Origin of the sequence: Microbispora sitophila, assembly GCF_014892245.1 — a bacterium.
Classification (GTDB): Bacteria; Actinomycetota; Actinomycetes; order Streptosporangiales; family Streptosporangiaceae; genus Microbispora; species Microbispora siamensis.
The window spans coordinates 142,408-167,500 of the sequence record NZ_JADBGC010000020.1 but is presented as its reverse complement, the minus strand read 5'-3'; the positions used below and the strand labels follow the sequence as shown (position 1 = coordinate 167,500).

Here is a 25,093-nt window from a genome sequence, read left to right as displayed (position 1 = left end):
ATAGGGGTGATCGTGCCGTTTTCACCCCATCCATCCCAACAGACGCCCCTCCGTGGCGGTACGTCGGTCTTCTCGATCAGTGGAAGAAGTGCCGCGTGCCGGTGAAGTAGAGCGTGATGCCCGCCTCCTTGGCGGCCTCGATGACCAACTCGTCGCGGATCGAACCGCCCGGCTCGACGATCGCCTTCACCCCGGCGTCGGCCAGCACCTGCAGCCCGTCGGGGAACGGGAAGTACGCGTCGGAGGCGCCGACCGACCCGGCCGCGCGCTCGCCGGCCCGGGAGACCGCCAGCCGGGCCGAGTCGACCCGGTTGACCTGGCCCATGCCGACGCCGACCGTCGCCCCGCCGGAGGCGAGCAGGATCGCGTTGGACTTCACCGAACGGCAGGCCCGCCACGCGAAGGCCAGGTCGGCCAGCACCTCGGGCGAGGCCGCCTCGCCGGCCTTGAGCTCCCACGTGGACGGGTCGTCGCCGGGCGCGTCCACCCGGTCCACCGTCTGCACGAGCAGGCCACCGTCGATGCGGCGGAACTCCGCGGCGTTCGACGGCCCCTGCGGGCAGGCGAGCAGGCGGATGTTCTTCTTCTCCCTGAGCACCTCGAGCGCGTCCGCCGCGAACGACGGTGCGACCACGACCTCCGTGAAGATCGGCGCGATCTGCTCGGCCAGCTCGCGGGTCACCTCGCGGTTGACCGCGATCACCCCGCCGTACGCGGAGACCGGGTCGCACTCGTGCGCCTTGCGGTGCGCCTCGACGACGTCGGCGCCCACCGCGATGCCGCAGGGGTTGGCGTGCTTGATGATGGCCACGCACGGCTCGGCGAAGTCCCAGGCGGCCCGCCAGGCGGCGTCGGCGTCCACGTAGTTGTTGTAGGACATCTCCTTGCCGTGGAGCTGCTCGGCGTTGGCCAGGCCGTCCTTGCCGCCGGTGTAGAGCGCGGCGCCCTGGTGCGGGTTCTCGCCGTACCGCAGGGCGGCCTTGCGCTTCCACGCCGCGCCCATGAAGGACGGCCAGTCGCCCTCCGGCGCGTACACATTGGCGAACCAGGACGCGACCGCGACGTCGTAGGCGGCGGTGTGCGCGTACGCCGTGGCGGCCAGCCTCCTGCGCTCGGTCAGCGTGAAGCCGCCCTCGGCGACCGCGGCGAGCACCTCGCCGTACGCCGCGGGGTCGACGACCACGGCCACCGTGCCGTGGTTCTTGGCGGCGGCGCGGATCATCGCGGGGCCGCCGATGTCGATCTGCTCGACGCACTCGGCGTCGGAGGCGCCGGAGGCGACCGTGGCGGCGAACGGATACAGGTTCACCACCGCGAGCTGGAAGGGCTCGATCTCCAGCTCCTCCAGCTGCTTCACGTGGGAGGGGTTGGCGCCGTCGGCGAGCAGCCCGGCGTGGACCCGCGGGTGGAGGGTCTTGACCCGTCCGTCCAGGCACTCGGGGAATCCGGTGAGCGACTCCACCTTGGTGACCGGCACGCCGTAGGAGGCGATCGCGGCGGCGGTGCCGCCGGTCGACACGATCTCCACGCCCGCGGCCTCGAGCCCCCGCGCCAGGTCTTCGAGACCCGTCTTGTCGTAAACGGTGATCAGCGCACGGCGGATGGCGATGCGGGTCACTTCGTGATCCTTCCTGGTGTCGGGCCTTCTGCGGCCTGTCCTGCGACTCGTCCCGTTCCCAGGCGCACGGTCCGCCCGGTCAGGGTCCAGCCCTCGCGGGCCATGCGGCCCACCGTCTCCACGAGGAGGCGTCGCTCGACGGTCTTGATGCGCTCGTGCAGCGACTCCTCGTCGTCCCCCTCCCGTACGGGCACCGCCTCCTGGGCGATCACCGGGCCCGTGTCCACGCCGGCGTCGACGAGGTGGACCGTGCAGCCGGTGACGCGGACGCCGTAGGCGAGGGCGTCGCGCACGGCGTGCGCGCCGGGGAAGGCGGGCAGCAGCGCCGGATGGGTGTTGACGACGGGGAACGCGCCCAGCACCCGGGGGCCGAGGATCTTCATGAACCCGGCGGAGACCACCAGGTCGGGCTTGTGCTCGGCGATGCGCCCGGCCAGCCTCTCGTCCCATTCCTCCCGGGTGGGGTGGTCGCCCACCCTCTCGACGAACGTGGGGACGCCGGCGCGCTCGGCCCGGGCCAGGCCCTCGATGCCGGTGCGGTCGGCCCCGACCGCGACGACGGTCGCGCCGAACGCGTCGTCTGCCGCCGCGTCCAGCAGCGCTTGCAGGTTGGTCCCCGAACCCGAGACGAGGACGACGAGCCGGAAGGACAGAGCGGAACTCCTTCGTGAGCTGCCTTCGTTTTGCAGGTGATTGCCGGGAGATGGTTCCTTAGAGAGTGGTCGAGCGTGGAGGGCCGTCCCTCGACGCAGCTAAAGCGTATCGGGCGCCGGCCATCACGACTGACGACGGGCTATGCGGAACGCGAGGCGAGGAGACCGTGACAACACCCCTACAGACGCCGACCCCTGCGACCGGAGGTCGCAGGGCTCTCGTGCTCGCCATCATGGCGCTGGTCTTCACGCTGATGCTGCCGGCGGCCGGGCTGGCGCTGTCGCTTTTCGCGATCGTCATCGCGATCCGCGACCTGCGCCTGCTCAACCGCGAACGGCGCGGGATCGGGATGGCGACCGGGGCCGTCGTGCTCTCGTCGCTCGCGTTCGTCCTGGGGATCGTGACCACGGGATTCCAGCTCTACTTCTCGGACGAGCTCAACGCGTACAACGAGTGCCGCAAGGGCGCGGGCACGGTGGCGGCCCAGCAGGAGTGCTCCGACCAGCTGATGCGGGCGTTCGAGCGGAAGATGGGCGTGGCCTGGCCGACCGGCGTCCCCGCCCCCGCCTGACCTACTGAGCGTCGCCGAGCTGGAGCGCCTGGAGCGCGAGCCAGGCGATGACGCGGTCCTCGGTGACGGAGACGGACAGGCCGGTCAGCTCCTCCACCCGCGCCATACGCTGGCGCAGCGTGTGCCGGTGGATGCCGAGCTGCGAGGACGCCGCCTCCCAGCTGCTGTTCTCGCTCAGGAAGACCCGCAGCGAGCGGAGCAGGACCAGGGTGGCGTCGTTGTCCAGCAGCGGCAGGAGCGGCGAGGTGAGCGCCGCGCGCGCGGCCGGGTCGAGGTGCTGAAGGATCAGTCGCTGGGTCGGCAGCCCGGCGAACTCGACCACGGGACGGGCGTCCGCCACTGCCACCGCGAGCGCCTGCTCGGCCTGCCGCCGGCTGTGCAGGCTGGAGACCGGCGGCTGCGGGGTGCCGATGCCACACCGCGCGGGAACGCCTTCCCGCTCGACCGCGTCGGACACCCGCGCGGTCCACCGGCCCAGCTCGTCCTCCGGCAGCAGCACGGTGACCAGCGACGACTCCGAGCTGACCAGTGGGGGCAGATCCAGCTCCGCGCACCACTCCAGCACGTTGTCCTCCAGGGGGACGGCGCGCGACCGCGAGCGCAGCAGCGCGACGGCGACGTTCCCGGCGAGCAGGTTCCACCGGGCCGACACCCGGGCGACGAGCGCCGGGTCGCCCGACATCAGCGCGTCCACCGCGTCGGCCCGGGCCAGGCCCCAGGTGTCGCCACCGCTCAAGGGATTGAGGGCGAGGTCGAGCAGGAGCGCGGCGTGCTGCGCCAGCTCCCGGGTCAGCGTGATCCGGTCCGGGCGGGGCGCGACCACGAGGTGGGCTCGGGGCCGGACCGGGTCGCCCACGCCGTACACGGTCAGGGCGGGATGCCGGATGCGGGAGCGCTGGCCGAGCGCCGCGGCCCGGGCGTCGTCGATGTGCACCCGCGCGGCGCCCACGGCCGCGTGGATCTTCCCGTGCCGGTCCATCAGTACGGCCCAGCTCTCGATGCGCGCGGCGAGCGTGGCCACGACCCCCTGCGCCCCGGCGCTCCGCGCCACCATCGTCATGCTGGACACCCCCTCGGCGATCAGCCGCGCCTCCGCGGCTCCGGTACGCAGCAGGTCGGCGTTGACGTGGTAGGTGATGTCCTGGAACGCCACGGCGCTGGGGATCTCCAGCACGGCCAGGCCGTGCTCCCCGGCGCCTTCGACCAGCGCCGGCGGGACGGACGGGTGGCGCACCCCGATTCCGAAGCCGAGCGCGGCGACGCCCGCCTTGCCCAACCTCGCGGCGTACGCCGCCAGATCGTCGGGCGTGTCCAGTTCCAGGCCGAGGGTGAGGAGCATCTCGCCGCCGCGCAGCCAGGGGGTCGGATCCGCCAGCTCGGATATGTGCGTCCAGCGGATGGGGCGGTCCAGGCCCGTCGTCCCGGTCGGCACGCGCAGCCGGAACCGCTGCGCGACGTCGCCCGCCGTCTCCAGCATCCGGCGTCTCCCCTCTCCGGATCGCGCGACGTCCCCGTCGCCGAACTGACGCCGTGTCACCGTGACACGGCCGCGCCAGGGGCGCGAAGTATCGGATCGGCGCACCGAGCGCAGGTGGATGGACATTTGGCCAGCTGCCGCGGCGAGGCCCGCGTTCCTAGCCTGAACCTGTTTCAGTAACACCGGGTGACGGCAGGGCTGTTCCCGGGCCGAGGAAGGGAGCAGTATGCGCGCCGCGGTATTCGAATCCGCCGACCGGCCCGTCCGGGTCGAGCGGGTGGAGCTCGCCCCTCCGGGGCCGGGCGAGGTCCGTGTGAGGATCGCCGCCGCCGGAGTCTGCGGCTCGGACCTGCACGTACGCCGCGGCGAATGGGATGTCCCGCTCCCCCTGGTGATGGGGCACGAGGGTTCCGGCGTGGTGACCGAGCTCGGCCCGGGGGTGACCAGCCTCGCGGAGGGCGACCACGTGGTCCTGTCCTGGGTCGCCCCGTGCGGGCGGTGCCGGTACTGCCGGTCCGGGCACGAGGCGCGCTGCCAGCTCGCGGCGACCGTGGTCGCGCCCGGAGGGGTCCTCCAGGACGGCACCAGCAGGCTGAGCCGGAACGGGGAGACCGTCTACCACTACCTTGGGGTCTCCTCCTTCGCCGAGGAGGCCGTGGTCCCGGCCTCCGGAGCCGTCAAGATCCGCGAGGACGCCCCGCTGGACACCGTGGCCCTGGTCGGTTGCGCGGTGGCCACCGGTGTCGGCGCGGTGACCAACACGGCCGCCGTCCTGCCCGGCAGCACGGTCGCGGTCATCGGCTGCGGCGGGGTCGGGCTCTCCGTCGTCCAGGGCGCCAAGCTCGCCGGAGCCGAACGGATCGTCGCGATCGACACCCGCGCCGAGAAGACGGCGCTCGCGATGACGCTCGGGGCCACCGACCAACTCTCCGGCGCCGACGCGACCACTCCCGAGGCGCTGCGCGACCTCCTGCCGGACGGCGTCGACTACGCCTTCGACGCGGTCGGCCACCAGGCCACGCTGGAGTCGGCCATCCAGATGCTCGGCCTGGGCGGTGCGGCGGTGGCCGTGGGCCTGCCGCCCAAGGGCACGCTCGCGCGCTTCGACCCGCTCGTCCTGGCGGAGGCCGACCAGCGGATCCTCGGGTCCAACTACGGAAGCGTCCGCCCGGCGATCGACATCCCGGCGCTGGTCGACCGCTACATGGACGGCCACCTGCAGCTCGACCAGCTCGTCAGCAGGCGCACGACGCTCGACGAGGCCGGCCACGCCCTGGACGCCCTGGCCAGCGGCGAGGCGCTGCGCACCCTGCTCGTCCCCTGACAGCCTCCCCGAGACGCGTCTCCCGTCATCCCTGCCCGGATCCGCCGCCGCGGATCCGGGCCCCCGCCACCCGTCCCCGCCTCGGCCCGCCAAGGCCCCGTTCGTACAAGGAAAACCCCGCATGACACAGACCACCGCCCCCCACCGGCAAGACGGGCACGGGCTGCGGCGCGGGGCGATGTCGGGCGGCGAGGTCGTCGCCCAGGCCATCGCCAACATCGCCCCGAGTGCCGTCATCGCCTTCTCCGTGGCCGGAATCTTCGCCAGCGCCGGCAACGCGTCCTGGCTGTCGTTCACCCTCGCCACCGTGGTCATCCTCGCCGTCGGCTACTGCATCTCCCAGTTCGCCAAGCGCCGGGCCTCGGCCGGCTCGCTGTACAACTACGCCGCCCAGGGGCTCGGCCCGCTCGGCGCGTACGTCACCGGCATCACACTGATCATCGGCTGTTTCGGCATCGCGTCCGGCTCCCTCGCCGGCGCCGTCTACCACTTCAACGCCTTCCTGGACGGGGTCGGGCTGACGATCCACAACACGCTGTGGAACGTCGTGCTCGCGGTGGTGATCGGCGGCCTCGCCACGCTGTTCACCGTGTGGGGCATCCGGATGTCGGCGCGCATCTCGCTCATCCTGGAGGTCATCTCCATCACGATCATCACGGCGATGCTGGTCATCGTGCTGTTCGCCGGGGACGGGCCGATCTTCGACAGCAGCCAGCTCACCCTCGACGGCGCCACGCCGCACGGCATCGCGGTGGGTATGGTGCTGGCGATCCTCGGGTTCGTCGGCTTCTCCAGCTCCGACGCCCTCGGCCGCGAGGCACGCAACCCGTTCAAGGCGATCCCCCGGGCCATCATGTGGAGCGCCGCGGGCGTCGGCCTGCTTTACATCTTCGCCTCCTACACGCAGGTCGCGGGCTACCGCGCGCTGGGCGACCTGGGCACAAGCGGCAACCCGCTGGACGAGCTCGCGGTGGCCGTCGGTATGCCCGGCTGGTTCCGCCCGGTGCTCAGCCTCGGCGTCACGGCGTCGTTCTTCGCCGTCGTGGTCGCCCCGATCAACGTGATCGGCCGCATCGTCTTCGTCATGGGCAAGGAGGGCGTGCTGCCCGCCTCCCTCGGTCGGACCCACCGGACCCAGCAGACCCCGCATCGGGCGATCCTCGCGGTCGCGCCGATCGCCGTCGCGCTGACCGCGCTGCTCTTCGCGCTCGGCATGGACGGCATGGAGATCGTCGTCAACGTCGACACCTACGGCACGTACGGCTACATGGTGGCCTACGCCGTCGTCGCGCTCGCCGCGCCGATCTTCCTGCGCCGGGAGCGAGCGCGGATCCCGCTCATCTGGCCCTGCGTGATCGTCTCGGTGGTGGGCATGGCGTACGTCTTCTACGTCAATGTCGTGCCGTGGCCGGCCTGGCCGCTGAACTTCGTGGTCCTCGCCTTCCTCGTCACCGTCGCCGTGGCCCTCGTCTGGTACGGCTACCTCCGCGCGGCCCGGCCGTCGGTCGTCCAGACCATCGGCACGACCGAGACCGACTTCGCCGAGATGGCCTGACGACCACGCCGTGCCCGCTTGCCTTTGACGCGCGGGTCAGGGGTTAGCGTCGCGGGGCCGTGCGGGCTGTGCCGCACGAGCGGTCCCTTTCCGACACCGTGGGAGTTCCCCATGCCCCAAACCCCGCCCCGCGCCGCACGGGAGATCCGGCTCGCCGAGGTTCCGTCCGGCCTTCCCGGCCCCGAGCACCTGACCGTGGCCGAGGTCCCGTTGCCCGTGCCGGGGGCCGGTGAGGTCCTGGTGCGCAACCGCTGGTTCCAGGTCTTCCCCTCGCTGCGCACGCTGATCGCCGGAGGCGTGCCGGGCACGCCCTTCCCCCCGCTTCGGCCCGGGGACACGCTGTTCGGCCCCGCCGTCGGCGAGGTCGTCACGGCCCCCTTCGTCAAGGGCACGGCGGACAGCGGTCTGCGGCCGGGCGACCTGGTCGCGCACTTCCAGGGCTGGCGTGAGTACGCCGTGGTCCCCGTGTCCGCGCCGCTGGGCGACGCCCTGCCCGACCCGGCCGCGCACCTCGCGTCGGGCGCCACCGCGTACGCCGCCCTGACCCGGATCGCCCGCCTGCGCGCGGGCGAGACGGTGCTCGTCACCGGCGGCGCCGGCGGCGTCGGGTCGCTCACCGGCCAGATCGCCCGGCTGCTGGGCGCGGCCCGCGTGATCGGCACCACCGGCTCACCGGCGAAGGCCGAGCGCATGGTCGCCGAGCTCGGCTACGACGCGGTGGTGCTCCGCGACGGGAGCCCGATCGTCGGGCGGCTGGCCGAGGCGGCGCCCGACGGCGTGGACGTGGTCGTGGACACCGTCGGCGGCGAGCAGCTCCAGGCCGCGGTCGCCGCGGCGCGGCCCGGTGCCCGCCTCGTCGTGGTCGGCACCCTGGCCACGCAGCTGTCGGCCGCGTCCGGCGGCACGACGGCCCCGGTGGAGCTGGACGCCTTCCAGCTCATCGCCAAGAACATCACGCTGCGCGGCCTCACCGGCGTCGACGACGAGACCCACGCGGAGTGGACGGAGCGCTTCGGCGCCTGGCTCCGCTCGGGCGCCATCGCCTTCCCGCACACGCGGATCACGGGCATCGAAAGCGCGCCGCGGGCGTTGCGTGAGTTGTTCGAGGGACGGCATGTGGGAACGGTCGTCATAGAAGTCTGAGTACAGCCGGGAGGTCTCATGCGGATCGGCGACGCCGCGGCGGCGGCCGGGACCACGCCACGCGCGTTGCGCCTGTACGAGCAGCGCGGATTGCTCCTGCCGCCCCCGCGCACGTCATCAGGCCAACGGGAGTACGGCCCGCGGGACATCGCCCGCATCCGCCTGGTGCGCCAGTTGCTCGCCCTCGGCCTGACCATCGAGGACGTCGCCCGCTGCGCCGACCGCCTGGACCTGCTCGAGGGCGACACCCTGCCGCCGTACGGCGGCCCCGGCTGCTCCGGTGGCAGCGGTGTCGTGCAACGCCGGATCGCCACCCTGGACGCGGAGATCGCCCGCCTGACGGACCTGCGGGACCGCCTCGCCTCGGCCGTCGCCGAGCGGCCCGGGACGGATCAGTCGCGGTCCCAGGCGTAGGGATCGACGTAGATGACGTGACCCCCGCGGTCGTCGGTCTCGTCCACGATGTCCTTGCGCGGCTTCGGCGGGGGGCTCGGGGCACGGCGCTTCGCGGCCGGTGTGCGCGGGACATCGGGGATTCGCGGGGTGGCCCCGGCCCGCCGCGCGCCCATGTCGTCGAAGGTCTCCGCCGCCGCCGCGGCGTGCTCGTCGGTCCAGTCGTCCCTGATGACCGGGATCGGCTGGGTATCCGCCTCGGTGGCGTCCAGCCAGTGGCCCGGCAGGTGGGCGCCGCGGGCGGGCCGCACCCGCCCGGCCGCCTTGGCGATCACGGCGCCGGCCTTCCGCACCGGCTCGGGCGGGGTGGCCGGCCGCCGGGAGATCAGCCACCAGTTGGCGATGCCGGCCGAGATGCCGGCGGCCACGCCGACCTCGAGCGTGACCGACAGCGCCACCTCCCAGGGCGACGGCCCCACCGCGGCCAGGCCCGCCCCGCCGAGCGGGCCGCCCGACAGCGCGGCGAGCGTTCCCGCGACGAGGCCGGAGGTGATCCCGCAGACGAACCCCCACAGCGGCGCGGCCTCGATCGACGGGGTCGGCGCGACGCGGGCCGTCACCACGCCGGCGACCGCCCCGGCCGCGAACGGCACCGCGATCACGGCCATGACCCAGGTGGGCGCGGCGCCGGACGACGGCAGGGCGCCCAGCAGCGGCAGCATGGGCACCGCGCTCAGCTTGACCCCGGTGGGCGCGACCAGCGTCCCCGCGCCCACCGCGAAACCGGGCCCCGAGATGTACGCCATGCCCCAGATGACGGCGTTGAAGAAGTAGAGGACCTCCAGGAGCAGGAGCAGCAAACCGCCGACCACTCCGGGGCTGAGGACCTCCGACATCTGCTGGATCCTGGCGAAGTTGACCACCACGGCCCCGAGCACCAGCACGGCCCCGGCCACGAGCATCAGCGAGGTCGCGACGGCCGTGCCGGCCACGAGCGACCGCGGCCGCTCGGGCAGCAGGCGCAGCATCGACCGCCAGGGCCCGATCGTGCGGGCCGTGGCCACCGACCCGGTGACGAAGGCCAGCAGCAGGTGGCTGACCAGCGCCTCCCCCAGGAACGGCTGCATGATCTCGTTGCCGGAGACCAGGGCGATCACCCCGGCGAGCAGCGCGTACGGCGCGGCCAGCGAGATGCCGGCCTGGGCGATGAGCACGAGCTGGGCGCGGCGCCGGGCGTTCTCGAGGTCGCGCGGGGTGCCCTTGGGCAGCCGGGCCGGCATCCGCACTCGCAGGTCGGCGTCCCGCGCCATCCACAGGCCGGCCCGGTAGAGCAGCGCCCCCGGCAGGATCATCAGCCCGATGGGCAGCAGGCCCACCCGGCCGCCGGGGATCGCGAAACCGGCGTGGTGGGCGGCGAGCCAGAGCTGGCAGGCCGTACGGAAGACGCCGGGCAGGCCCTCTCCGAACGGCCCGCGGGGCGCGGCCATCCAGCCGATGAGCGTGAGCGTGGTGAGCACGGCGAGGCCGACGCCGAGCGTCCCGACCGCGGCCAGCATGCCGGAGACGGGGAGCGGACGGCGGGTCTCCTCGTCGTCGCCGCCGCCCATGCGGCCGAGCACGGCCCGGGGAGCGGTCCTGAACTGATCGAGAAGGCCCGTCACGCTACCGCATCATCCCAGCCCCGCGGCCTCCCTCCACGTCGCCACGCCGAGGAGTACGCAATCCGGACGCATCGGCACGCGTACCGGCCGGGCCGGAAAACGACCACGACCTTGCGCTCCCACCACCGCGGCGGTGGGAGCGCACGGGACACGACCAAGGTCGCGGACGACAGTCGATGCGTCGCGATCAGCGGCTGGACATGATCTCGCGCATCAGGCGGGCGGTCTCGCTGGGGGTGCGGCCGACGCGGACGCCGACCTTCTCCAGGGCCTCCTTCTTGGCCTGGGCGGTGCCGGCGGAGCCGGACACGATCGCGCCGGCGTGACCCATGGTCTTGCCCTCGGGCGCGGTGAACCCGGCGACGTAGGCGACGACCGGCTTGGTCACGTGCTCGTCGATGTAGGCCGCGGCGCGCTCCTCGGCGTCGCCGCCGATCTCGCCGATCATCACGATCGCGTCGGTCTCCGGGTCCTCCTGGAACGCCTGGAGGGCGTCGATGTGCGTCGTGCCGATGACCGGGTCGCCGCCGATGCCGACGCAGGTGGAGAAGCCGATGTCGCGCAGCTCGTACATGAGCTGGTAGGTCAGCGTGCCGGACTTCGACACCAGGCCGACGCGGCCCTTGGTGGTGATGTCGGCCGGGATGATGCCCGCGTTGGAGGCGCCGGGCGAGGCGATGCCGGGGCAGTTCGGGCCGATGATGCGGGTCTTGTTGCCCTTGGAGACGGCGTACGCCCAGAACTCGGTCGTGTCGTGGACCGGCACGCCCTCGGTGATGACCACGCACAGCGGGATCTCGGCGTCGATGGCCTCGCGGACGGCGGCCTTGGTGGCGGCCGGGGGCACGAAGACGACGGACACGTCGGCGCCCGTCTGCTCCATGGCCTCCTTGACGGTGCCGAAGACCGGCAGGCCCTCGTGGGTGATGCCGGCCTTGCGGGCGTTCACGCCGCCCACGACCTTGACGCCGGCGGCGAGCATGCGACGGGTGTGCTTGGTGCCCTCACCACCGGTCATGCCCTGAACGATGATCTTGCTGTTCTCGGTGAGCCAGATAGCCATTACGCACCTACCGCGGCGAGCTCTGCGGCGCGCTTGGCCGCTTCGTCCATGGTGTCGACCAGCTCGACCCGCGGCAGCGCGGCGTCGGCCAGGATCTGCCGCCCCAGGGCGGCGTTGTTGCCGTCCAGGCGGACGACCAGCGGGTGGGTCACTTCCTCGCCCCGGCTCTCCAGGAGCTTGAAGGCCGAGACGATGCCGTTGGCGACCGCGTCGCAGGCGGTGATGCCGCCGAAGACGTTCACGAAGACCGACTTCACCGACGGGTCGGACAGGATGATCTCCAGGCCGTTCGCCATGACCTCGGCCGAGGCGCCGCCGCCGATGTCGAGGAAGTTGGCCGGCTTGGGCTGGCCGGGGAACTCCTCGCCCGCGTACGCCACGACGTCGAGCGTGGACATGACCAGGCCCGCGCCGTTGCCGATGATGCCGACGTTGCCGTCGAGCTTGACGTAGTTGAGGTGCTTCTCCTTGGCCCGGGCCTCCAGCGGGTCCTCCGCGGCCTTGTCGACGTACGCGGAGTGCTCCGCCTGGCGGAAGTTCGCGTTGTCGTCGAGGGTGACCTTGCCGTCGAGCGCCTTCACCTGGCCGTCGGCCGACAGGATCATCGGGTTGACCTCGACGAGCGAGGCGTCCTCGTCCACGAAGACGGCCCAGAGCTTCTCGATCAGCTCGGCCGCGCCGTCCAGCGCCTGCTGCGGCAGGCCACCGGCCACCGCGATCTCGCGGGCCCTGGCGCGGTCGACACCCGTCAGCGGGCTGACCGGCACCTTCGCCACCTTCTCCGGCGCGGTGTGCGCGACTTCCTCGATGTCCATTCCGCCGGAGGCGGAGCAGATGGCGAGGAACGTGCGGTTGGCACGGTCGAGAAGGAAGGAGAAGTAGTACTCCTCCGCGATCTGGCTGGCCTCCTCGATCAGGACCTTGTGGACCGTGTGGCCCTTGATGTCCATGCCGAGGATCTGCGTCGCCTTCGCGTGCGCGTCGGCGGCGTCGTCGGCCACCTTCACGCCGCCGGCCTTGCCGCGCCCGCCGGTCTTGACCTGGGCCTTGACGACAACGCGTCCGGTGAGCTGCTCGGCAGCCGCCCGCGCCTCCTCCGCGGTGTGCGCGACGATTCCGCGCGGCACCGGGATGCCGTACTCCGCGAAGAGCTCCTTCGCCTGATGTTCGAACAGGTCCACGAGGGTCCGTCCCTTTTGATGTCCGAGGCCGGGCGCCGTCGTCCCGCCCGGCGTTTCCGCGCATGAAGCCTAGTCCCCGTACGAGCGTGGCCGCGTCGTCGGGTCCCGCTGGAGCCTTGCCAACAACTCTTGAGTACGGCAAGGTTGGGCAAAATGCCTAAACGGTGGCTGGAACCGCCGAACGGACCCATTCCACGATCTCCTGCGTGGTGGACCCCGGCGTGAATATCCTCGCGACCCCCATCTTCGCCAGTTCGGGGATGTCGGCCTCGGGGATGATGCCGCCGCCGAACACGACGATGTCCTCGGCGCCCTCCTCACGCAGGACCTCGAAGAGCCGGGCGAACAGCGTCATGTGGGCGCCGGACAGGATGGACAGCCCGATCGCCGCCGCGTCCTCCTGGATCGCCGTACGGACGATCTGCTCCGGCGTCTGGTGCAGCCCTGTGTAGATGACCTCCATGCCCGCGTCGCGCAGCGCCCGCGCCACCACCTTGACCCCGCGGTCGTGCCCGTCGAGCCCCGGCTTCGCGACGACGACCCGAATCCTGCCTGCCATGAAGACCTCCCTACGGTGCCCGCTGCCCGAAGCGTAACCGCCGCCCGTGGATCCCCCGTGGAACGGCCCCGCGTCAGCCGCCCGCCGGCCGTCCCCGCAGCAGCGCGCGCAGGCCGTCCACGAGCCCCTGCCTCTCCTGCGGGGTCATCGTGCGCACGGCCGCCGCCAGCGGGTCGTCGCGATCGGCGTCGTCGCGACTCGCGTTGACGGTCGCGGTGCGGCCCGTCTCGGTGATGCGGACGTACACGCGGCGCCGGTCGTGCTGGTCGCGCACCCGTGCGACCAGCCCCCGGCTCTCGACGCGGTCGAGGAGTTCGGTGGTCGCGGCCCGCGACAACCGCAGGCGCCCGGCCAGGTCGCCCACCGTGAGCGGCCCGTACGCCACCAGATGGCGCAGGACCGACAGCATGCGGGCGGTCACGTCACCCCCCGGCAGGAGGCGGCCGGACGTGCGCAGGCGCCGGTGGACGGCGGGGTAGAGCCGCGAGATCTCCTCGACCGCCGCCTTCTCCTCCATGGCGTCCTTTCGCGTCCGAACTTTTCGCGGCGAAATAATAATCAGCCCGCATACCGAGCCACTAGCTGAATACTCACAGGAAATCCTTATTTTCGTTACTTTCCTGTGATCATGAACCGCAAGGATTCCCAAGCTGCCCTCCTGATCTTGAGGGCACTTACGGGAGGAATCACCTTGAAGCGAGCACTCATGGCGCTGGCGTGCGCCGCGACGGCCGCGCTCGTGGCGCCCGCCGTCGCCGCCCCCGCGCAGGCTCAGACCTCGGCGCAGGCGCCGGCCCCCGCCGCCGACCCGGTGGCGGCGCTGCGCAAGCAGTTCGTCGCCGGCCACGGCGTGCGATTCGTGTCCTCGGGCACGCTGAGCATGGCCGGCGTCACGGCCATCAAATTCACCTCGAACGGCGGCTACGCCTTCGGCCGGTCCGGCGTCATCGCCGCCGACAGCACGCAGAAGACCAAATACAGCGAGCTGCTGAAGGACGAGGACCTGAAGGACGCGGAGAAGCCCCTCCGCATGATCGTCATCGGCAGCACGGGTTACCTCTCGGGCGGGGTCTACTCGAGCATGCTCCCCGAGGGCAAGACCTGGCTGCGACTCCCCGGACTGCGGCCGAACTCCTCGTTCAGCCCGGTGAACCCCACCGACTGGCGCAACCTCAAGGCGGTCCTCGCGACCACCAAGGCCAAGGGGCCGGGCGGCAGCGTCAACGGCGCGAAGACCACGCTCTACCGCGGCACCATCACGCTGAGCCAGCTCATGAAGGCCAGCCCGAGCGCCAAGGACGGCCTCGCCAGCCTGGGGTCCAACCCCGGCAAGACCGTCGTGTCCTGGAAGCTGTGGATCGGCGCCGACCAGCTCGTCCGCCGCGCCTCGGCCAGCGTCGACCTGAAGATGAAGGTCGAGGGCGATTCCTTCACCTTCACCCTGTCCGAGGTCCAGACGCTCGCCGGCTGGGGCAGGAACGTCACGGTCAAGGCGCCGCCGAAGAGCCAGGTCGCCAACCTGTCCGACCTCGACAGCGACGTGCCGGAGGTGCCGGGCACCGTCATCCTGCCCAACAACTGAACCGGCGGGCGATCAGGCACCGAACCGCGCGGCCGAGCCCCCCGCGCGGCGCTGAACAGAGGCGGTCGGCCCCCGGGTGATCACCACCCGGGGGCCGGCCGCTCCGCTCTACCCGGCCGAGCGCGCCGGCACTGGCTGGAGCCGCGACGAGTTCGTCGGCGAAGGTGAATCAGTCGGGTGCCGACGTGGCCGGGGTCACCTGGCCACCAGCTCTGATTCGATCCTCTCGGCCTCCTCGCCGCCGATCCGGCGGTAGACCTCGGGCCTGGCGCGCTTCAGAAACAGGGCGACGGAGAAGCCGATGATGCGGCCAGAGGCACGACGAGCAGCACGGCGTTCGTCACGGTGCCGGCGTCGGTCATCAGGTCGATGTTGTCGATGACCAGGGCCAGGAGCACGGTGAGCAGGATGGTGGCGGCGGCAGCGACCGTCGCCGTCTTCGGCTGTCGCACTCGCCGCCAGAAGAACGCGATCGTCGCGGCCGAGGCGAGGCATTGAAGAGCGAGGATTCCAACGGTGCCGGGTGTGCTGACCCAGATGGTCATCTGCAGGTAGGGGTCTGCCCGGCCGATGGCGAAGCCGGCGATCACGAGGACGGCGAGGGCGCTCTGGATGGCGCCGGCGCGGGACGGGGAGCCGAACTTCGGGTGTGTCCGGGCGAGGGCACGGGGCAGGAGGCGTTCGGACGCCAGGGACCTCGTGTAGCGGTTGATGGCGTTATGGAAGGCGACCTGCGAGGCGAAGATGCTGGTCACCAGGAATATGTGGGTCACGTCGACGGCCCATTTACCAAGGTAGCCGTCCACGACGGCCGTGAGCATCGCAGTCGGGTCGGTGCCGGCGACGGATACGGCTTTCGTCTCTCCCACGGCCTGCACCAGCGTCCACAGGACCAGCGCGTAGAACACTGCGAGGAAGGCCAGGGCCGCGTAAGTGGCGCGGGGAATGGACCGGTCGGGCTGGACGGCTTCGCCCCGGTACAAGGCCGTTGACTCGAAGCCCATGAAACACATGAACGCGATACCGAGCGCGGCGAAAGTGCCCGCTCCGTGCCATGCCTGGGGGGTGAAACTGGTGAAACCGAGCCCGTCGTGCCCGCCGCGGCCCAGAACGGCCACGACCAGGGCCGCGAGCAGCACGGTTTCCACGATGAGCAGGAAGCCGAGGATTCGCGCGCTGAGCTCGATTCCCCGGCGCCCGAGGAGCCAGACGGCGGCTGCCGCGGCGAGGGAAAAGACCCACCACGGCAGCCGGGCGCCGGTGAACGCTTCGCATGCTGCGCTGAACTGCGCGCCCAGCAGGCCGTACCCACCGAACTGCACGGCGTTGTAGGAGACCACCGCGAGTACGCCCGCCGCGGCGCCGCACCGACGCCCGAGACCGAGAGTGATGTAGGTGTAGAAGGCTCCGCTTCCACGAGTGACACGGGTCATGCGGGTGAAACCGAACGCGAAGACCGCCAGTACCGCCCCCGCGATCAGGAACGTGGCCGGCGCCGCCAGGCCGCCGACAGCCAGTGCGAAGGGGGCGGTGCCCGCCATGACGGACAGCGGGGCGGCAGCCGCGACAACCATGAACATGATGGCCGGAGCGCCCAGGCGCTGTGTGGGGCTGAGTCCGGACACAAAGCCTCCAGGGGATGGCGAATGAGGCTGTGCGCGACGGCTCGGCATCGCCACAGTGACTCCGTGCAGAGCGGGAAACAGAGGCCACTTGATCAGCGGCCGATTTATTCAGTGCGTCATACAACGCGTGTTTCACACCATAGGTCGATGGCTCCACGCGCACAAGAAGCGGATGAGGACGAGAGCCGATTGCGCTCTCTGCCAAGATCAGGAAACGACGGAGCGGAGCCCGTCGATCGCGCGCGCGACCACTGCTTCCTGCCGTTCGGGTGTCCACTTGTCGGGATGTTCGACCGCGCCCAGGCAGAGGCCGTTCGTGACGGTCCGCAGGAAGTCCGTGACGCTGTCGATTTCGGCTGCAGGCACCAGCGGTTCGAGGTGGGAACGGAGCAGCTGCCGCACCTCTCGCTCCCATTCCTCGAAGAAGTGCGCGATTTCGGGCTCGCTGTCGCGGGCTTGCATGAGGTTGAGCCGCGCGTGCTCCTCCCGAAGGCTCTGCGGGTCGTCGGGGACCAGCCACAGCAGGAGCGTGTGCAACCGGGCCAACGGATCGTCCACGTCGTGCTCGCTGACCGACAGTTGGGCCTTGCCCTTTTCGATCGTGTAGCTCGTCAGATCCACCAGCATGTCCCGGCGGGACCGGTAGTAGTGCGTGACGAGGGTGGAGGACCCGCCCAGCCGCTGGGCGATGGCACGAAAGGAGAGTCCCTGCAGGCCGGACTCGGCGAGGATCGCCACAGCGGTTTCCAGGATGTCCCTGCGACGGGCATCGGAGTCGACGAGGCGCGGCATCAGCGCCTGCCGGCCTCTCCGGTTCGCCCGTTCATATCCGGATCCATCGCCCCGCCTCGGTCGTCGTCATGAGGATCATACCGGGGCTGCGTCTGAGCGGTCCGAAACGGCAAAGGTGCGGGAATCACTCCACCAGCTGCCAGAAGACCAAGCTGTCGACGACGTAGGCGGGCCGGTCGGCTCCCTGCAGCTCCACCGTGACGGAACTGCGCACGAGATACCCGCCTGTCCGGGCGCGCACCTCGACGACCTCGCCCCGGGCCCGGATGCGGTTGTGGGCTCGGACAGGGGTGATGAAGCGGAGGCGGTCGAGGCCGTAGTTCCAGGGCATCACCCGGGCCCCCGTCACCACCAGCAGCGGGTTGGTCAGGTGGTCCAGGAGGCTCAGGAGGTGGAAGCCGTCCAGCAGATCGTCACCATACCGGTCGTGCTCGTAGCTGTACGGGTTGCGGTTGACCAGGCTCGATTCCTCGAACATGGCGATGTGGTCCACGTCGATCGACAGCCAGTCACTCAGGAACGTCTGCCCGACGACGGTGGGCAGCTCGTGGAACGCAAGGCGGATGCCCACACCTCGGCTGATCCGATCCCAGGCGCCGCTCGTGCGGTGCTTGCCGTCGACCTTCAGCCTGTTCTTGGGAATGCGTTGGCTCGGCGTCCTCGGGAAGGGCTCGGTGCGCAGCCGGATGTACCGGGGAACCTTGAAGGCGGCCAGCCGGCCGGCACAGAACTTCGCGAGTTCGGCGGCATCGACCGAGGACCCCTCCCGTACCTGTACGTAGGCGAGCACCTCCTCGCCTCTGAGGTCGTCCTCGACTGGTACGACAGCGGCGTCCACGACGGCCGGATGCAGGCGCAGCACAGCTTCCACCTCCGCGGGAGCGATGTTCTGCCCGCCACGGCGTATCAGCTCCTTCACCCGGCCGACGAAGTAGTACATGCCGCGCTCGTCGCGGCGGGCCAGGTCGCCAGTGCGAAGCCAGCCGTCGTGCAGCACCTGCCGGGTGGCGTCCGGGTTGCCGAGATAGCCGGTGAAGACGATCTCACCGGTCAGCTCCAGCTCGCCCTGGCCGGGTCCGTCGACGACAACGCCGTCGGGGTCGACCAGCCGCGCCTGGACGTCCGGATACGGCACACCGATGGCTCCCGATCCGACGTACTCCTGTGCGACGTCGTCGGGCATGGACAGCGCCGGACCGGACTCGGAGGATCCGTACATCTCGCACCAGGGAAACCCGAACCGTTCGTTCAGCTCGCGGTGCCTGCCGGCGGGAACACCGACGGCCAGAGCGCCCCTGATGTGGTGGTCCCGGTCCGCCGGTGCCGGGGGCGCGGCCAGCAGCAGGTTGGGGATGGCCCCGATGGTGTAGAGCTGGGTGACGCCGAATTCCTTGGCGACCGTCCAGAAGCGAGACACACTGAACTTGCGCATCACCACGACGGCGACGCCCGCATGCCAGGACGCCAGCGTCAGATAGAGGCCGTCGCCGTAGTGGTACTGCAAAGGCACCAAGATGCGGTCGTCCGCTTCGAGCGGCCGGGTACGAAGGATCACGTCGACGTAGCGCAACGGCTCGGCGTGGTCACCGCCGAGAGCCTTCGGCATCCCGGTCGTTCCCGAGGTGTAGCCGATGTCGACCAGGTCGTCGATCTCGCACGCCGCCTCTGTCAGGGGCAGCCGAGAGGCGTCCCGGTAGTGGTGCGCCAGGCCGTCCGGCTCACCGTCACGCACGTCCAGTACCTCTTCCAGCGGGGTCTCCCCGACCAGTCCGCGCAGGACCTCGGCGGCGCGACCCTCGGCCACCGCGAGCCGGCATCCCGCATCGTCGATCATGAGCGCGGCGTCCGCAGGGCCGATGTCGCACCCCATCGTGACGACCGTGCCGCGGACGAGGACGATGCCGAAGTACGCGATCAGGTACTCGGCCCGGTTGCCGACGGCGAGGGCGACCCGGTCGCCGACGGACACGCGGGACCGGAGGAAGCCGGCGAAACGCTCGATACGTTCGTGCAACTGGGCGAAGCTGACCGTGACCCCGTCGTCGAAGATCAGCGCGGGCGCGTCGCCGCCCGCGCCGAAACAGCGGGCCGCGAAATCGGCCAAGGTGGTGCGCGGTACGACGGTCCAGGCATCGGCCATGTCCGGCGGCCACGTGATCAGGCCGGCGGCGGGAACGCTGACGTCGGTGGACATTAGGTCTCCTCAGAACTGGGGCCGAAGGTGCGCCCAGGGCGCGATTGACTCAAAAACCGCGGCTGCTTGCAGCACGGCCGTGTCGGCGCCGCGGGCTGCCGCGATCTGCAGGCCCACCGGCAGGCCGTCCCGGGTGAACCCGGCGGGCACCGTAATGGCCGGGCAGCCGGCGTGTGCGATTGCTTCGGTGAGCCGCTGGTTCTCCATGGCCGGCCAGCGGGCGGGAACGCCGTTGATCTCCGCCGGGCCGCCCAGCGGGCCGGGATGCGGGAACGCGGGCATCGGCGTGGTCGGCCAGACCAGCAGGTCGTACCGGGCGAAGAGGTCGGCGAACGCCCGGAAGATCTGCGTGCGCGTCACCATCTGGACGTGAGCGAATTCCCCGGCGCTGAGCCGGGACGCCCGCTCGTAGAACCGCTGCATCTGAAGAGGGAGGTCGGCCAGGGCAATGCCCTCCGTGACCAGGGCGTCAACCTCCTGGGACAGGTAGGGCCCCCACCACTTCTCGAAGTAGTCATAGGGATCCGGCAGGCTGATGTCGACCTGTTCCACGGCCGCGCCGCCGTCCGAGGCGAGTCGCTCAACCGCCGCCCGTACGACCCGAGTGGTCTCCGGATCGACCGGTCCCCACCCAAGATCGGGGCTGTATGCCACCCGCTTGCCCGTGAGCGAGGCGGCCGCGAGCGACGCCAGGTAGCCGGCCCCCTCATCCAGCAGACAGACGGCGTCGAGAGCATGGGGTCCTGACACCACGTCGAGCACCAGGGCGGCATCCGCGACGGTCCGCGTCATCGGCCCGGTCACCGTCACCGTCTCGTACGCCCCGGCGCCCTCCGAGCCGAAGGGGATCCGGCCGCTGGTGGCCTTGAGTCCGACGACGCCACACATGGACGCCGGCACGCGGATGGAGCCGCCCCCGTCGCTGCCCGTGGCCAGTGGCGCCAGGCCGCTCGCCACCGCAGCCGCGGCGCCGCCGCTGCTGCCGCCGGTGGTGCGCGAGAGGTCCCAGGGGTTGTTCGTGATCCCCGTCAGCCCGCTCTCGGTGACCCCTGCCATCCCGAACTCCGGCGTGGTGGTCTTCCCCACCAGGATTGCCCCGGCGTCGCTGAGGCGCTGCCAGATGGGGGCGTTGCACGTCGGTACATACTCGGCGAAGTGGCGTGACCCGAAGGTCGTACGTACTCCCGCCGTCTCCTCCAGGTCCTTCACCGTGACCGGAACACCGTGCAGCGTCGGCAGCTCGTCGGCGGGTGTCGACATGACGAGCTTCTCGGCCGCCTCGGCGGCTTTCACGGCTTCCTCGGGGAGGACCGTGACGAAGCAGTTCAGCAGCGGCTGCAGACGTTCGATGCGGGCAAGGACGGCTTCGACGAGCTCGACCGGAGACAGCTCTCGGCCACGGATCGCGGCCGCCAGATCGATCGCCGGAGTGAAACAGAGGTCCTCGTCAGACGTCATTGGGGAAGCAGAAGCGTCTCTCAGCCTGGCGGCGTTCGTGTGCACACAGTCCTCCTCGACGGACGTCGGCGCCGGCGCGCTCACGAGGAACCGGCAGGTCGGGGAGCGGGAGCGCCGTTATGCAACGAACGTTATACATCGAGTGTCGCATTGTGAAGATGTCCGACTCCAATTCATCACCTTCCGCATCTATGAGCGCGGAGGCGGACGGCTCGAGAAGGTTCGGCAGCACCCATCGGCCGTCGGCGTGACGCGGTCCTCGCTGACGCCCCAGGTTTCCATCCAGGAGGTCTCCCGGCGGCTCGGCCACAGATCCATCGAGGTCTCTGTGCCGCCCCGATCCGGGTCGAGAAGGAAAGCCGGGTCCGGAGCCGCTCACCGCCCCCCACGAGAACACCCGTTTCCAGCCCGGCATCCGCTGGGCCGGTTTCCTTCGCGCGCTCGAAGCTGAGGCCGCCGCACTGCCGAGGACCTTCCCACGGCAACGCGCCGTGCCGCCATTCCGTCCATGGCACCCTCGGCCCACGGCGGTCCGCACGACCGGCCGTGGCCGAGGGCCCGGGCGGCGGCGGTCAGAGCTTGTGGATCAGAGCTTGTCGATCGGCGCGTAGGCGAGAAGCAGGGTCTTCTCGCCCTCGCTCCCGAAGTCGATCTTCACTCGCGTCTTCTCGGCCTGACCGTCCACCGCCACCACGGTGCCGAGCCCGAACGTGTCGTGGGTGACCCGGTCGCCCGGCGACAGGTTCGGGATCTGCCGGCCGCCGGGCTTCTGCGCGGGAGCCGTACGGGCGGCCGGGCGGGAGGTCGCGGCGGACCAGGCGGTCTTGCCCGGGTCGCCGCGCCACTCGAGCAACTCTGCCGGCACCTCCGACAGGAAGCGCGAGGCGGGGTTGAACGACGGCGCGCCCCACGCCGAGCGGACCGCCGACCTGGACAGGTAGAGCCGTTCCTTGGCCCGGGTGATGCCGACGTACGCCAGCCTGCGCTCCTCCTCCAGCTCCTTCGGGTCGCTCAGCGAGCGCATGTGCGGGAAGACGCCGTCCTCCATCCCCGTGAGGAACACCACGGGGAACTCCAGGCCCTTGGCGGTGTGCAGGGTCATCAGCGTGACCACCCCGCCGCGGTCGTCCCCGTCCGGGATCTGGTCGGCGTCGGCGACCAGCGAGACCTGCTCGAGGAAGTCGACGAGCGTGCCCTCCGGGTTCGCCTCCTCGAACTCGGCGGCCACCGAGATCAGCTCGTTGAGGTTCTCCAGCCGGCTCTCGTCCTGCGGGTCGCCCGAGGTCTCCAGCTCCGTCCGGTAGCCGGTGGCGCTCAACACCTCCTCGGCCAGGTCGGACAGCGGAAGCTCCTTGGCGCGCAACTCGTCCAGCAACGTGACGAAGTCGCGGATCGCGTTCAGCGAGCGGGTGGCCACGCCCGGCGCCTCTTCGGCCCGTCGCAGCGCCTCCCAGAAGCCGATGCGCTCCCGGTTGGCGAACGCCTCGATCATCGCCTCGGCGCGGTCGCCGATGCCGCGCTTGGGCACGTTGAGGATGCGCCGCAGCGACACCGTGTCGTTCGGGTTGGCCAGGACCCGCAGGTAGGCGAGCAGGTCCTTGACCTCCTTGCGCTCGTAGAACCGCACCCCGCCCACGACCTTGTACGGCAGGCCGGTGCGGATGAAGATCTCCTCGAACACGCGGGAGGCGGCGTTCGTGCGGTAGAAGACCGCGACGTCGCCGGGGGTGACGCCGTGGTCGTCGCTGAGCCGGTCGACCTCCTGCGCGACGAACATGGCCTCATCGTGCTCGTTGTCGGCCGCATAGCCGATGATCTTCGGGCCCGCACCCTGGTCGGACCACAGGTTCTTCGGCTTGCGGCCCTCGTTGCGGGAGATGACCGAGTTGGCGGCGTTCAGGATCGTCTGCGTGGAGCGGTAGTTCTGCTCCAGCAGGATCGTCCGCGCGTCCGGATAGTCGCGCTCGAACTCCAGGATGTTGCGGATCGTCGCGCCGCGGAAGGCGTAGATCGACTGGTCGGCGTCGCCGACGACCACCAGCTCGGAGGGCTCGACGCCCTCCCGCACCACGTCGCCGTCGGCGGTGCGCACCTCGGGCCGCCCGACCAGCTCGCGGATCAGCATGTACTGCGCGTGGTTGGTGTCCTGGTACTCGTCGACCATCACGTGCCGGAACCGCCGCCGGTAGTGCTCGGCCACGTCGGGGAAGAGCTGGAACAGCGTGACCGTCAGCATGATCAGGTCGTCGAAGTCCATCGCGCCGGCCTCGGTGAGCCGCCGCTGGTAGGTGCGGTACGCCTCGGCGAGCGTGCGCTCCAGATGGGTCGAGGCCCGGTCGGCCGCCGTCTCGTAGTCGATCAGCTCGTTCTTGAAGTTGCTGACCTGGGCCGAGAAGGACCGCGGCGGGTAGCGCTTGGGGTCGAGGTCGAGCTCGCGGCACACCATCGCCATGAGCCGCTGGGAGTCGGCCTGGTCGTAGATCGAGAAGCTGGAGGAGAAGCCCAGCCGCTTCGCCTCGCGCCGCAGGATCCGCACGCAGGCGCTGTGGAACGTCATGACCCACATGGCCCTGGACCGCGGCCCGATGAGCTTGTCGACCCGCTCCTTCATCTCGCGGGCGGCCTTGTTGGTGAAGGTGATCGCGAGGATCTCCCCCGGCTGGACGTCACGCTCCGCCAGCAGGTACGCGATGCGGTGCGTCAGCACCCTGGTCTTCCCGGAGCCGGCCCCGGCGACGATCAGCAGCGGACTGCCCTGGTGGATGACGGCGTCCCGCTGCTGCGGGTTGAGGCCGTCGAGCAACGGATGAGTGGCGGCTCGGGTGGACACCTCCTTAGGTTATGACCGCGCGCCGACATCCGGAGCCCACTCGCCCGGCAAGTCCCGTTTAAGGTGATGTGCCGGACCCTGAGGAGGCTGCTCGTGCTGGACGAGGCGGAAATCAAGAAGGTGCTGGTGGTCGTCGCGCACCCCGACGACATCGACTTCGGCGGCGCGGGAACGGTCGCCAGGCTGACCGAGGCGGGCGCCGAGGTGGTGTACTGCCTGGTCACCGATGGCGACGCGGGCGGGTTCGACCGGGCGGTGGACAACGGCGGCATGGCCGCGCTGCGCCGGGCGGAGCAGACGGCCGCCGCCAAGTGCGTCGGGGTGACCGACCTGCGCTTCCTGGGCTACCAGGACGGCGTGGTCGAGCAGACGCTCGGCCTGCGGCGGGACATCACGCGGGTGATCCGCCAGGTGCGGCCCGACCTCGTCATCACCTCGGCCCCGGAGCGCAACTACGAGCGGCTCGGCCCCAGCCACCCCGACCACCGCGCGGTCGGCGGCGCCACTCTCGACGCGGTCTACCCCGACGCGCGCAACCCCTACACCTTCCCCGAACTGCTGGCCGACGAGGGCCTGGAGGCCTGGACCGTCCGCGAGGTGTGGCTCACGGGCGGGATGACCGTCAACCACTACGTCGACGTCACCTCCACCGTGGACCGCAAGATCGCCGCGCTGCGCGCGCACGAGAGCCAGACCGCGCACGTCCCCGACCTGGACGGCATGGTCAAGGGCTGGCTCTCCGGTCACGCCGCCGCCGCGGGCCTCCCCGAGGGCTCGTATGCCGAGGCGTTCCAGCGTGTGATCACCGCCTGAGCAGGGCGGCCGGGCCCTCCACCCGCGGGTGGAGATCGCCTGATCTCCACCCCGGTTCTCCACCCGCGCGCCGATCCGGTGCGCGCCCGGTCTTCCTACCGTCGTGCGCATGGAAAACGCACAGATCGTCGTCGTCGCCCTCGCCGTCCTCGCCCTTCTGATCTACCGGCAGATGAAGCCGAGGCCGGTCGGCAGGCCCGTGGGTCTGATCATCGCCGCCGTGATGGTCGTGGGCGGCCTCGGCGGCGGCGCGCTCGTCGATCCCCGTCACACGGCGCTGAGCATCGCCGTGCTCGTCGCGGAACTCCTCGTGGCCGCCGGCCTCGGCGTGCTGCGGGCCATGACGACGCGGGTGTGGCGCGACCAGCACGGCGTGGCGTGGTCGCAGGGCAACGTCACGACCCTGATCGCCTGGGTGGGCTCCATCGCCGTCCGCATCGCGATGATCGCCCTGACCTCCCTCCTCGGCCTCGCCTCGTCGCAGACCTCCGTGCTCCTGTTCGTCGGGGTGACCCTCGGCGTCCAGTTCCTGGTCGTCGCCCGGCGGGCGAGCGCCCTGCCCACCGTCCCCGTATCGGGTGTCCAGACGGCCCGCTAACG

21 protein-coding genes are annotated in these 25,093 nt (G+C 71.0%); 8 read left to right on the top strand and 13 right to left on the bottom strand.

Features of this window, described 5'->3' with window-relative positions; translation table 11 throughout:
• Nucleotides 1-76 precede the first annotated feature (76 nt).
• Both purH and purN read right to left on the bottom strand, forming a co-directional pair.
• Complete coding sequence (purH, locus tag IL992_RS32190; protein WP_193207086.1) at nt 77-1,618, bottom strand: bifunctional phosphoribosylaminoimidazolecarboxamide formyltransferase/IMP cyclohydrolase; 1,542 nt, start codon at nt 1,616-1,618, stop codon at nt 77-79.
• Nucleotides 1,615-2,271: a phosphoribosylglycinamide formyltransferase gene (purN, locus tag IL992_RS32185; protein WP_193207109.1), complete on the bottom strand. Its 657-nt coding sequence runs from the start codon at nt 2,269-2,271 to the stop codon at nt 1,615-1,617. The genes purH and purN overlap by 4 nt, the downstream gene beginning before the upstream one ends.
• Nucleotides 2,272-2,438: 167 nt before the next feature.
• Between purN and IL992_RS32180 the strand changes: the two genes are divergently transcribed.
• Complete coding sequence (locus IL992_RS32180; protein ID WP_193207085.1) at nt 2,439-2,843, top strand: hypothetical protein; 405 nt, start codon at nt 2,439-2,441, stop codon at nt 2,841-2,843.
• Between the two features lies 1 nt (nt 2,844).
• On the opposite strand, the gene IL992_RS32175 is transcribed toward IL992_RS32180, so the two are convergent.
• Nucleotides 2,845-4,320, bottom strand: a complete 1,476-nt coding sequence (locus IL992_RS32175) for a PucR family transcriptional regulator (protein ID WP_193207084.1) — start codon at nt 4,318-4,320, stop codon at nt 2,845-2,847.
• A 226-nt stretch (nt 4,321-4,546) separates the two neighbouring features.
• Here IL992_RS32175 and IL992_RS32170 point away from each other — a divergent pair, with 226 nt between their 5' ends.
• From IL992_RS32170 to IL992_RS32155, 4 genes are all read left to right on the top strand, one after another.
• On the top strand, nt 4,547-5,644 hold the full coding sequence (locus IL992_RS32170) for an alcohol dehydrogenase catalytic domain-containing protein (protein ID WP_193207083.1): 1,098 nt from the start codon (nt 4,547-4,549) through the stop codon (nt 5,642-5,644).
• A gap of 121 nt (nt 5,645-5,765) precedes the next feature.
• Entirely contained in the window at nt 5,766-7,199 is a 1,434-nt protein-coding gene (locus IL992_RS32165) for an APC family permease (RefSeq protein ID WP_193207082.1), read from the top strand.
• 111 nt (nt 7,200-7,310) lie between these two features.
• Nucleotides 7,311-8,342, top strand: coding sequence for an MDR family NADP-dependent oxidoreductase (locus IL992_RS32160; protein WP_193207081.1), 1,032 nt, complete (start codon nt 7,311-7,313; stop codon nt 8,340-8,342).
• An 18-nt stretch (nt 8,343-8,360) separates the two neighbouring features.
• Nucleotides 8,361-8,756 carry a MerR family transcriptional regulator gene (locus tag IL992_RS32155; protein ID WP_193207080.1) on the top strand — a complete coding sequence of 132 codons (396 nt, stop codon included), beginning with the start codon at nt 8,361-8,363 and terminating at the stop codon, nt 8,754-8,756.
• Here the strand turns inward: IL992_RS32155 and IL992_RS32150 are convergent.
• From IL992_RS32150 to IL992_RS32130, 5 genes are all read right to left on the bottom strand, one after another.
• Nucleotides 8,735-10,396, bottom strand: coding sequence for a cell division protein PerM (locus IL992_RS32150; protein WP_193207079.1), 1,662 nt, complete (start codon nt 10,394-10,396; stop codon nt 8,735-8,737). The two genes, IL992_RS32155 and IL992_RS32150, sit on opposite strands and share 22 nt — an antisense overlap.
• 187 nt (nt 10,397-10,583) lie before the next feature.
• A complete protein-coding gene (gene sucD / locus IL992_RS32145; protein WP_079318281.1) occupies nt 10,584-11,459 on the bottom strand; it encodes a succinate--CoA ligase subunit alpha in 876 nt (291 codons plus the stop codon).
• On the bottom strand, nt 11,459-12,640 hold the full coding sequence (gene sucC / locus IL992_RS32140) for an ADP-forming succinate--CoA ligase subunit beta (protein WP_193207078.1): 1,182 nt from the start codon (nt 12,638-12,640) through the stop codon (nt 11,459-11,461). The genes sucD and sucC overlap by 1 nt, the downstream gene beginning before the upstream one ends.
• Before the next feature lie 157 nt (nt 12,641-12,797).
• Nucleotides 12,798-13,199 (bottom strand): cobalamin B12-binding domain-containing protein, encoded by a 402-nt coding sequence (locus IL992_RS32135; RefSeq protein WP_076433118.1) that lies wholly within the window; start codon nt 13,197-13,199, stop codon nt 12,798-12,800.
• 73 nt (nt 13,200-13,272) lie between these two features.
• Nucleotides 13,273-13,716, bottom strand: coding sequence for a MarR family winged helix-turn-helix transcriptional regulator (locus IL992_RS32130; protein WP_193207077.1), 444 nt, complete (start codon nt 13,714-13,716; stop codon nt 13,273-13,275).
• A gap of 174 nt (nt 13,717-13,890) precedes the next feature.
• On the opposite strand from IL992_RS32130, the gene IL992_RS32125 reads away from it, so the two are divergent.
• The gene (locus IL992_RS32125; RefSeq protein WP_193207076.1) at nt 13,891-14,781 is read left to right on the top strand and encodes a hypothetical protein; all 891 of its coding nucleotides are present in this window, start codon (nt 13,891-13,893) and stop codon (nt 14,779-14,781) included.
• A 275-nt stretch (nt 14,782-15,056) separates the two neighbouring features.
• On the opposite strand, the gene IL992_RS32120 is transcribed toward IL992_RS32125, so the two are convergent.
• From IL992_RS32120 to pcrA, 5 genes are all read right to left on the bottom strand, one after another.
• Nucleotides 15,057-16,454 (bottom strand): APC family permease, encoded by a 1,398-nt coding sequence (locus IL992_RS32120; RefSeq protein WP_226874155.1) that lies wholly within the window; start codon nt 16,452-16,454, stop codon nt 15,057-15,059.
• Nucleotides 16,455-16,613: 159 nt separating this feature from the next.
• Nucleotides 16,614-17,198, bottom strand: a complete 585-nt coding sequence (locus IL992_RS32115) for a TetR/AcrR family transcriptional regulator (protein WP_193207074.1) — start codon at nt 17,196-17,198, stop codon at nt 16,614-16,616.
• Nucleotides 17,199-17,322: 124 nt separating this feature from the next.
• Entirely contained in the window at nt 17,323-19,392 is a 2,070-nt protein-coding gene (locus IL992_RS32110) for an AMP-binding protein (protein ID WP_193207073.1), read from the bottom strand.
• A 9-nt stretch (nt 19,393-19,401) separates the two neighbouring features.
• Nucleotides 19,402-20,850: an amidase gene (locus tag IL992_RS32105; RefSeq protein ID WP_193207072.1), complete on the bottom strand. Its 1,449-nt coding sequence runs from the start codon at nt 20,848-20,850 to the stop codon at nt 19,402-19,404.
• A gap of 586 nt (nt 20,851-21,436) precedes the next feature.
• Nucleotides 21,437-23,680, bottom strand: a complete 2,244-nt coding sequence (gene pcrA / locus IL992_RS32100) for a DNA helicase PcrA (protein WP_449843672.1) — start codon at nt 23,678-23,680, stop codon at nt 21,437-21,439.
• 66 nt (nt 23,681-23,746) lie between these two features.
• Here pcrA and IL992_RS32095 point away from each other — a divergent pair, with 66 nt between their 5' ends.
• Nucleotides 23,747-24,493 carry a PIG-L deacetylase family protein gene (locus IL992_RS32095; protein WP_226874131.1) on the top strand — a complete coding sequence of 249 codons (747 nt, stop codon included), beginning with the start codon at nt 23,747-23,749 and terminating at the stop codon, nt 24,491-24,493.
• A 109-nt stretch (nt 24,494-24,602) separates the two neighbouring features.
• The gene (locus tag IL992_RS32090; RefSeq protein ID WP_193207071.1) at nt 24,603-25,091 is read left to right on the top strand and encodes a hypothetical protein; all 489 of its coding nucleotides are present in this window, start codon (nt 24,603-24,605) and stop codon (nt 25,089-25,091) included.
• Nucleotides 25,092-25,093 lie beyond the last annotated feature (2 nt).

What these genes read in the sequence shown, in the direction of transcription:
- IL992_RS32175 (WP_193207084.1), bottom strand. Translation starts at nt 4,320, where the DNA reads ATGCTGGAGACGGCGGGCGACGTCGCGCAGCGGTTCCGGCTGCGCGTG.
- IL992_RS32170 (WP_193207083.1), top strand. Translation starts at nt 4,547, where the DNA reads ATGCGCGCCGCGGTATTCGAATCCGCCGACCGGCCCGTCCGGGTCGAG.
- IL992_RS32165 (WP_193207082.1), top strand. Translation starts at nt 5,766, where the DNA reads ATGACACAGACCACCGCCCCCCACCGGCAAGACGGGCACGGGCTGCGG.
- IL992_RS32160 (WP_193207081.1), top strand. Translation starts at nt 7,311, where the DNA reads ATGCCCCAAACCCCGCCCCGCGCCGCACGGGAGATCCGGCTCGCCGAG.
- IL992_RS32155 (WP_193207080.1), top strand. Translation starts at nt 8,361, where the DNA reads ATGCGGATCGGCGACGCCGCGGCGGCGGCCGGGACCACGCCACGCGCG.
- sucD (WP_079318281.1), bottom strand. Translation starts at nt 11,459, where the DNA reads ATGGCTATCTGGCTCACCGAGAACAGCAAGATCATCGTTCAGGGCATG.
- IL992_RS32135 (WP_076433118.1), bottom strand. Translation starts at nt 13,199, where the DNA reads ATGGCAGGCAGGATTCGGGTCGTCGTCGCGAAGCCGGGGCTCGACGGG.
- IL992_RS32130 (WP_193207077.1), bottom strand. Translation starts at nt 13,716, where the DNA reads ATGGAGGAGAAGGCGGCGGTCGAGGAGATCTCGCGGCTCTACCCCGCC.
- IL992_RS32120 (WP_226874155.1), bottom strand. Translation starts at nt 16,454, where the DNA reads ATGCCGAGCCGTCGCGCACAGCCTCATTCGCCATCCCCTGGAGGCTTT.
- IL992_RS32115 (WP_193207074.1), bottom strand. Translation starts at nt 17,198, where the DNA reads ATGCCGCGCCTCGTCGACTCCGATGCCCGTCGCAGGGACATCCTGGAA.
- IL992_RS32110 (WP_193207073.1), bottom strand. Translation starts at nt 19,392, where the DNA reads ATGTCCACCGACGTCAGCGTTCCCGCCGCCGGCCTGATCACGTGGCCG.
- IL992_RS32105 (WP_193207072.1), bottom strand. Translation starts at nt 20,850, where the DNA reads ATGACGTCTGACGAGGACCTCTGTTTCACTCCGGCGATCGATCTGGCG.
- IL992_RS32095 (WP_226874131.1), top strand. Translation starts at nt 23,747, where the DNA reads ATGTGCCGGACCCTGAGGAGGCTGCTCGTGCTGGACGAGGCGGAAATC.
- IL992_RS32090 (WP_193207071.1), top strand. Translation starts at nt 24,603, where the DNA reads ATGGAAAACGCACAGATCGTCGTCGTCGCCCTCGCCGTCCTCGCCCTT.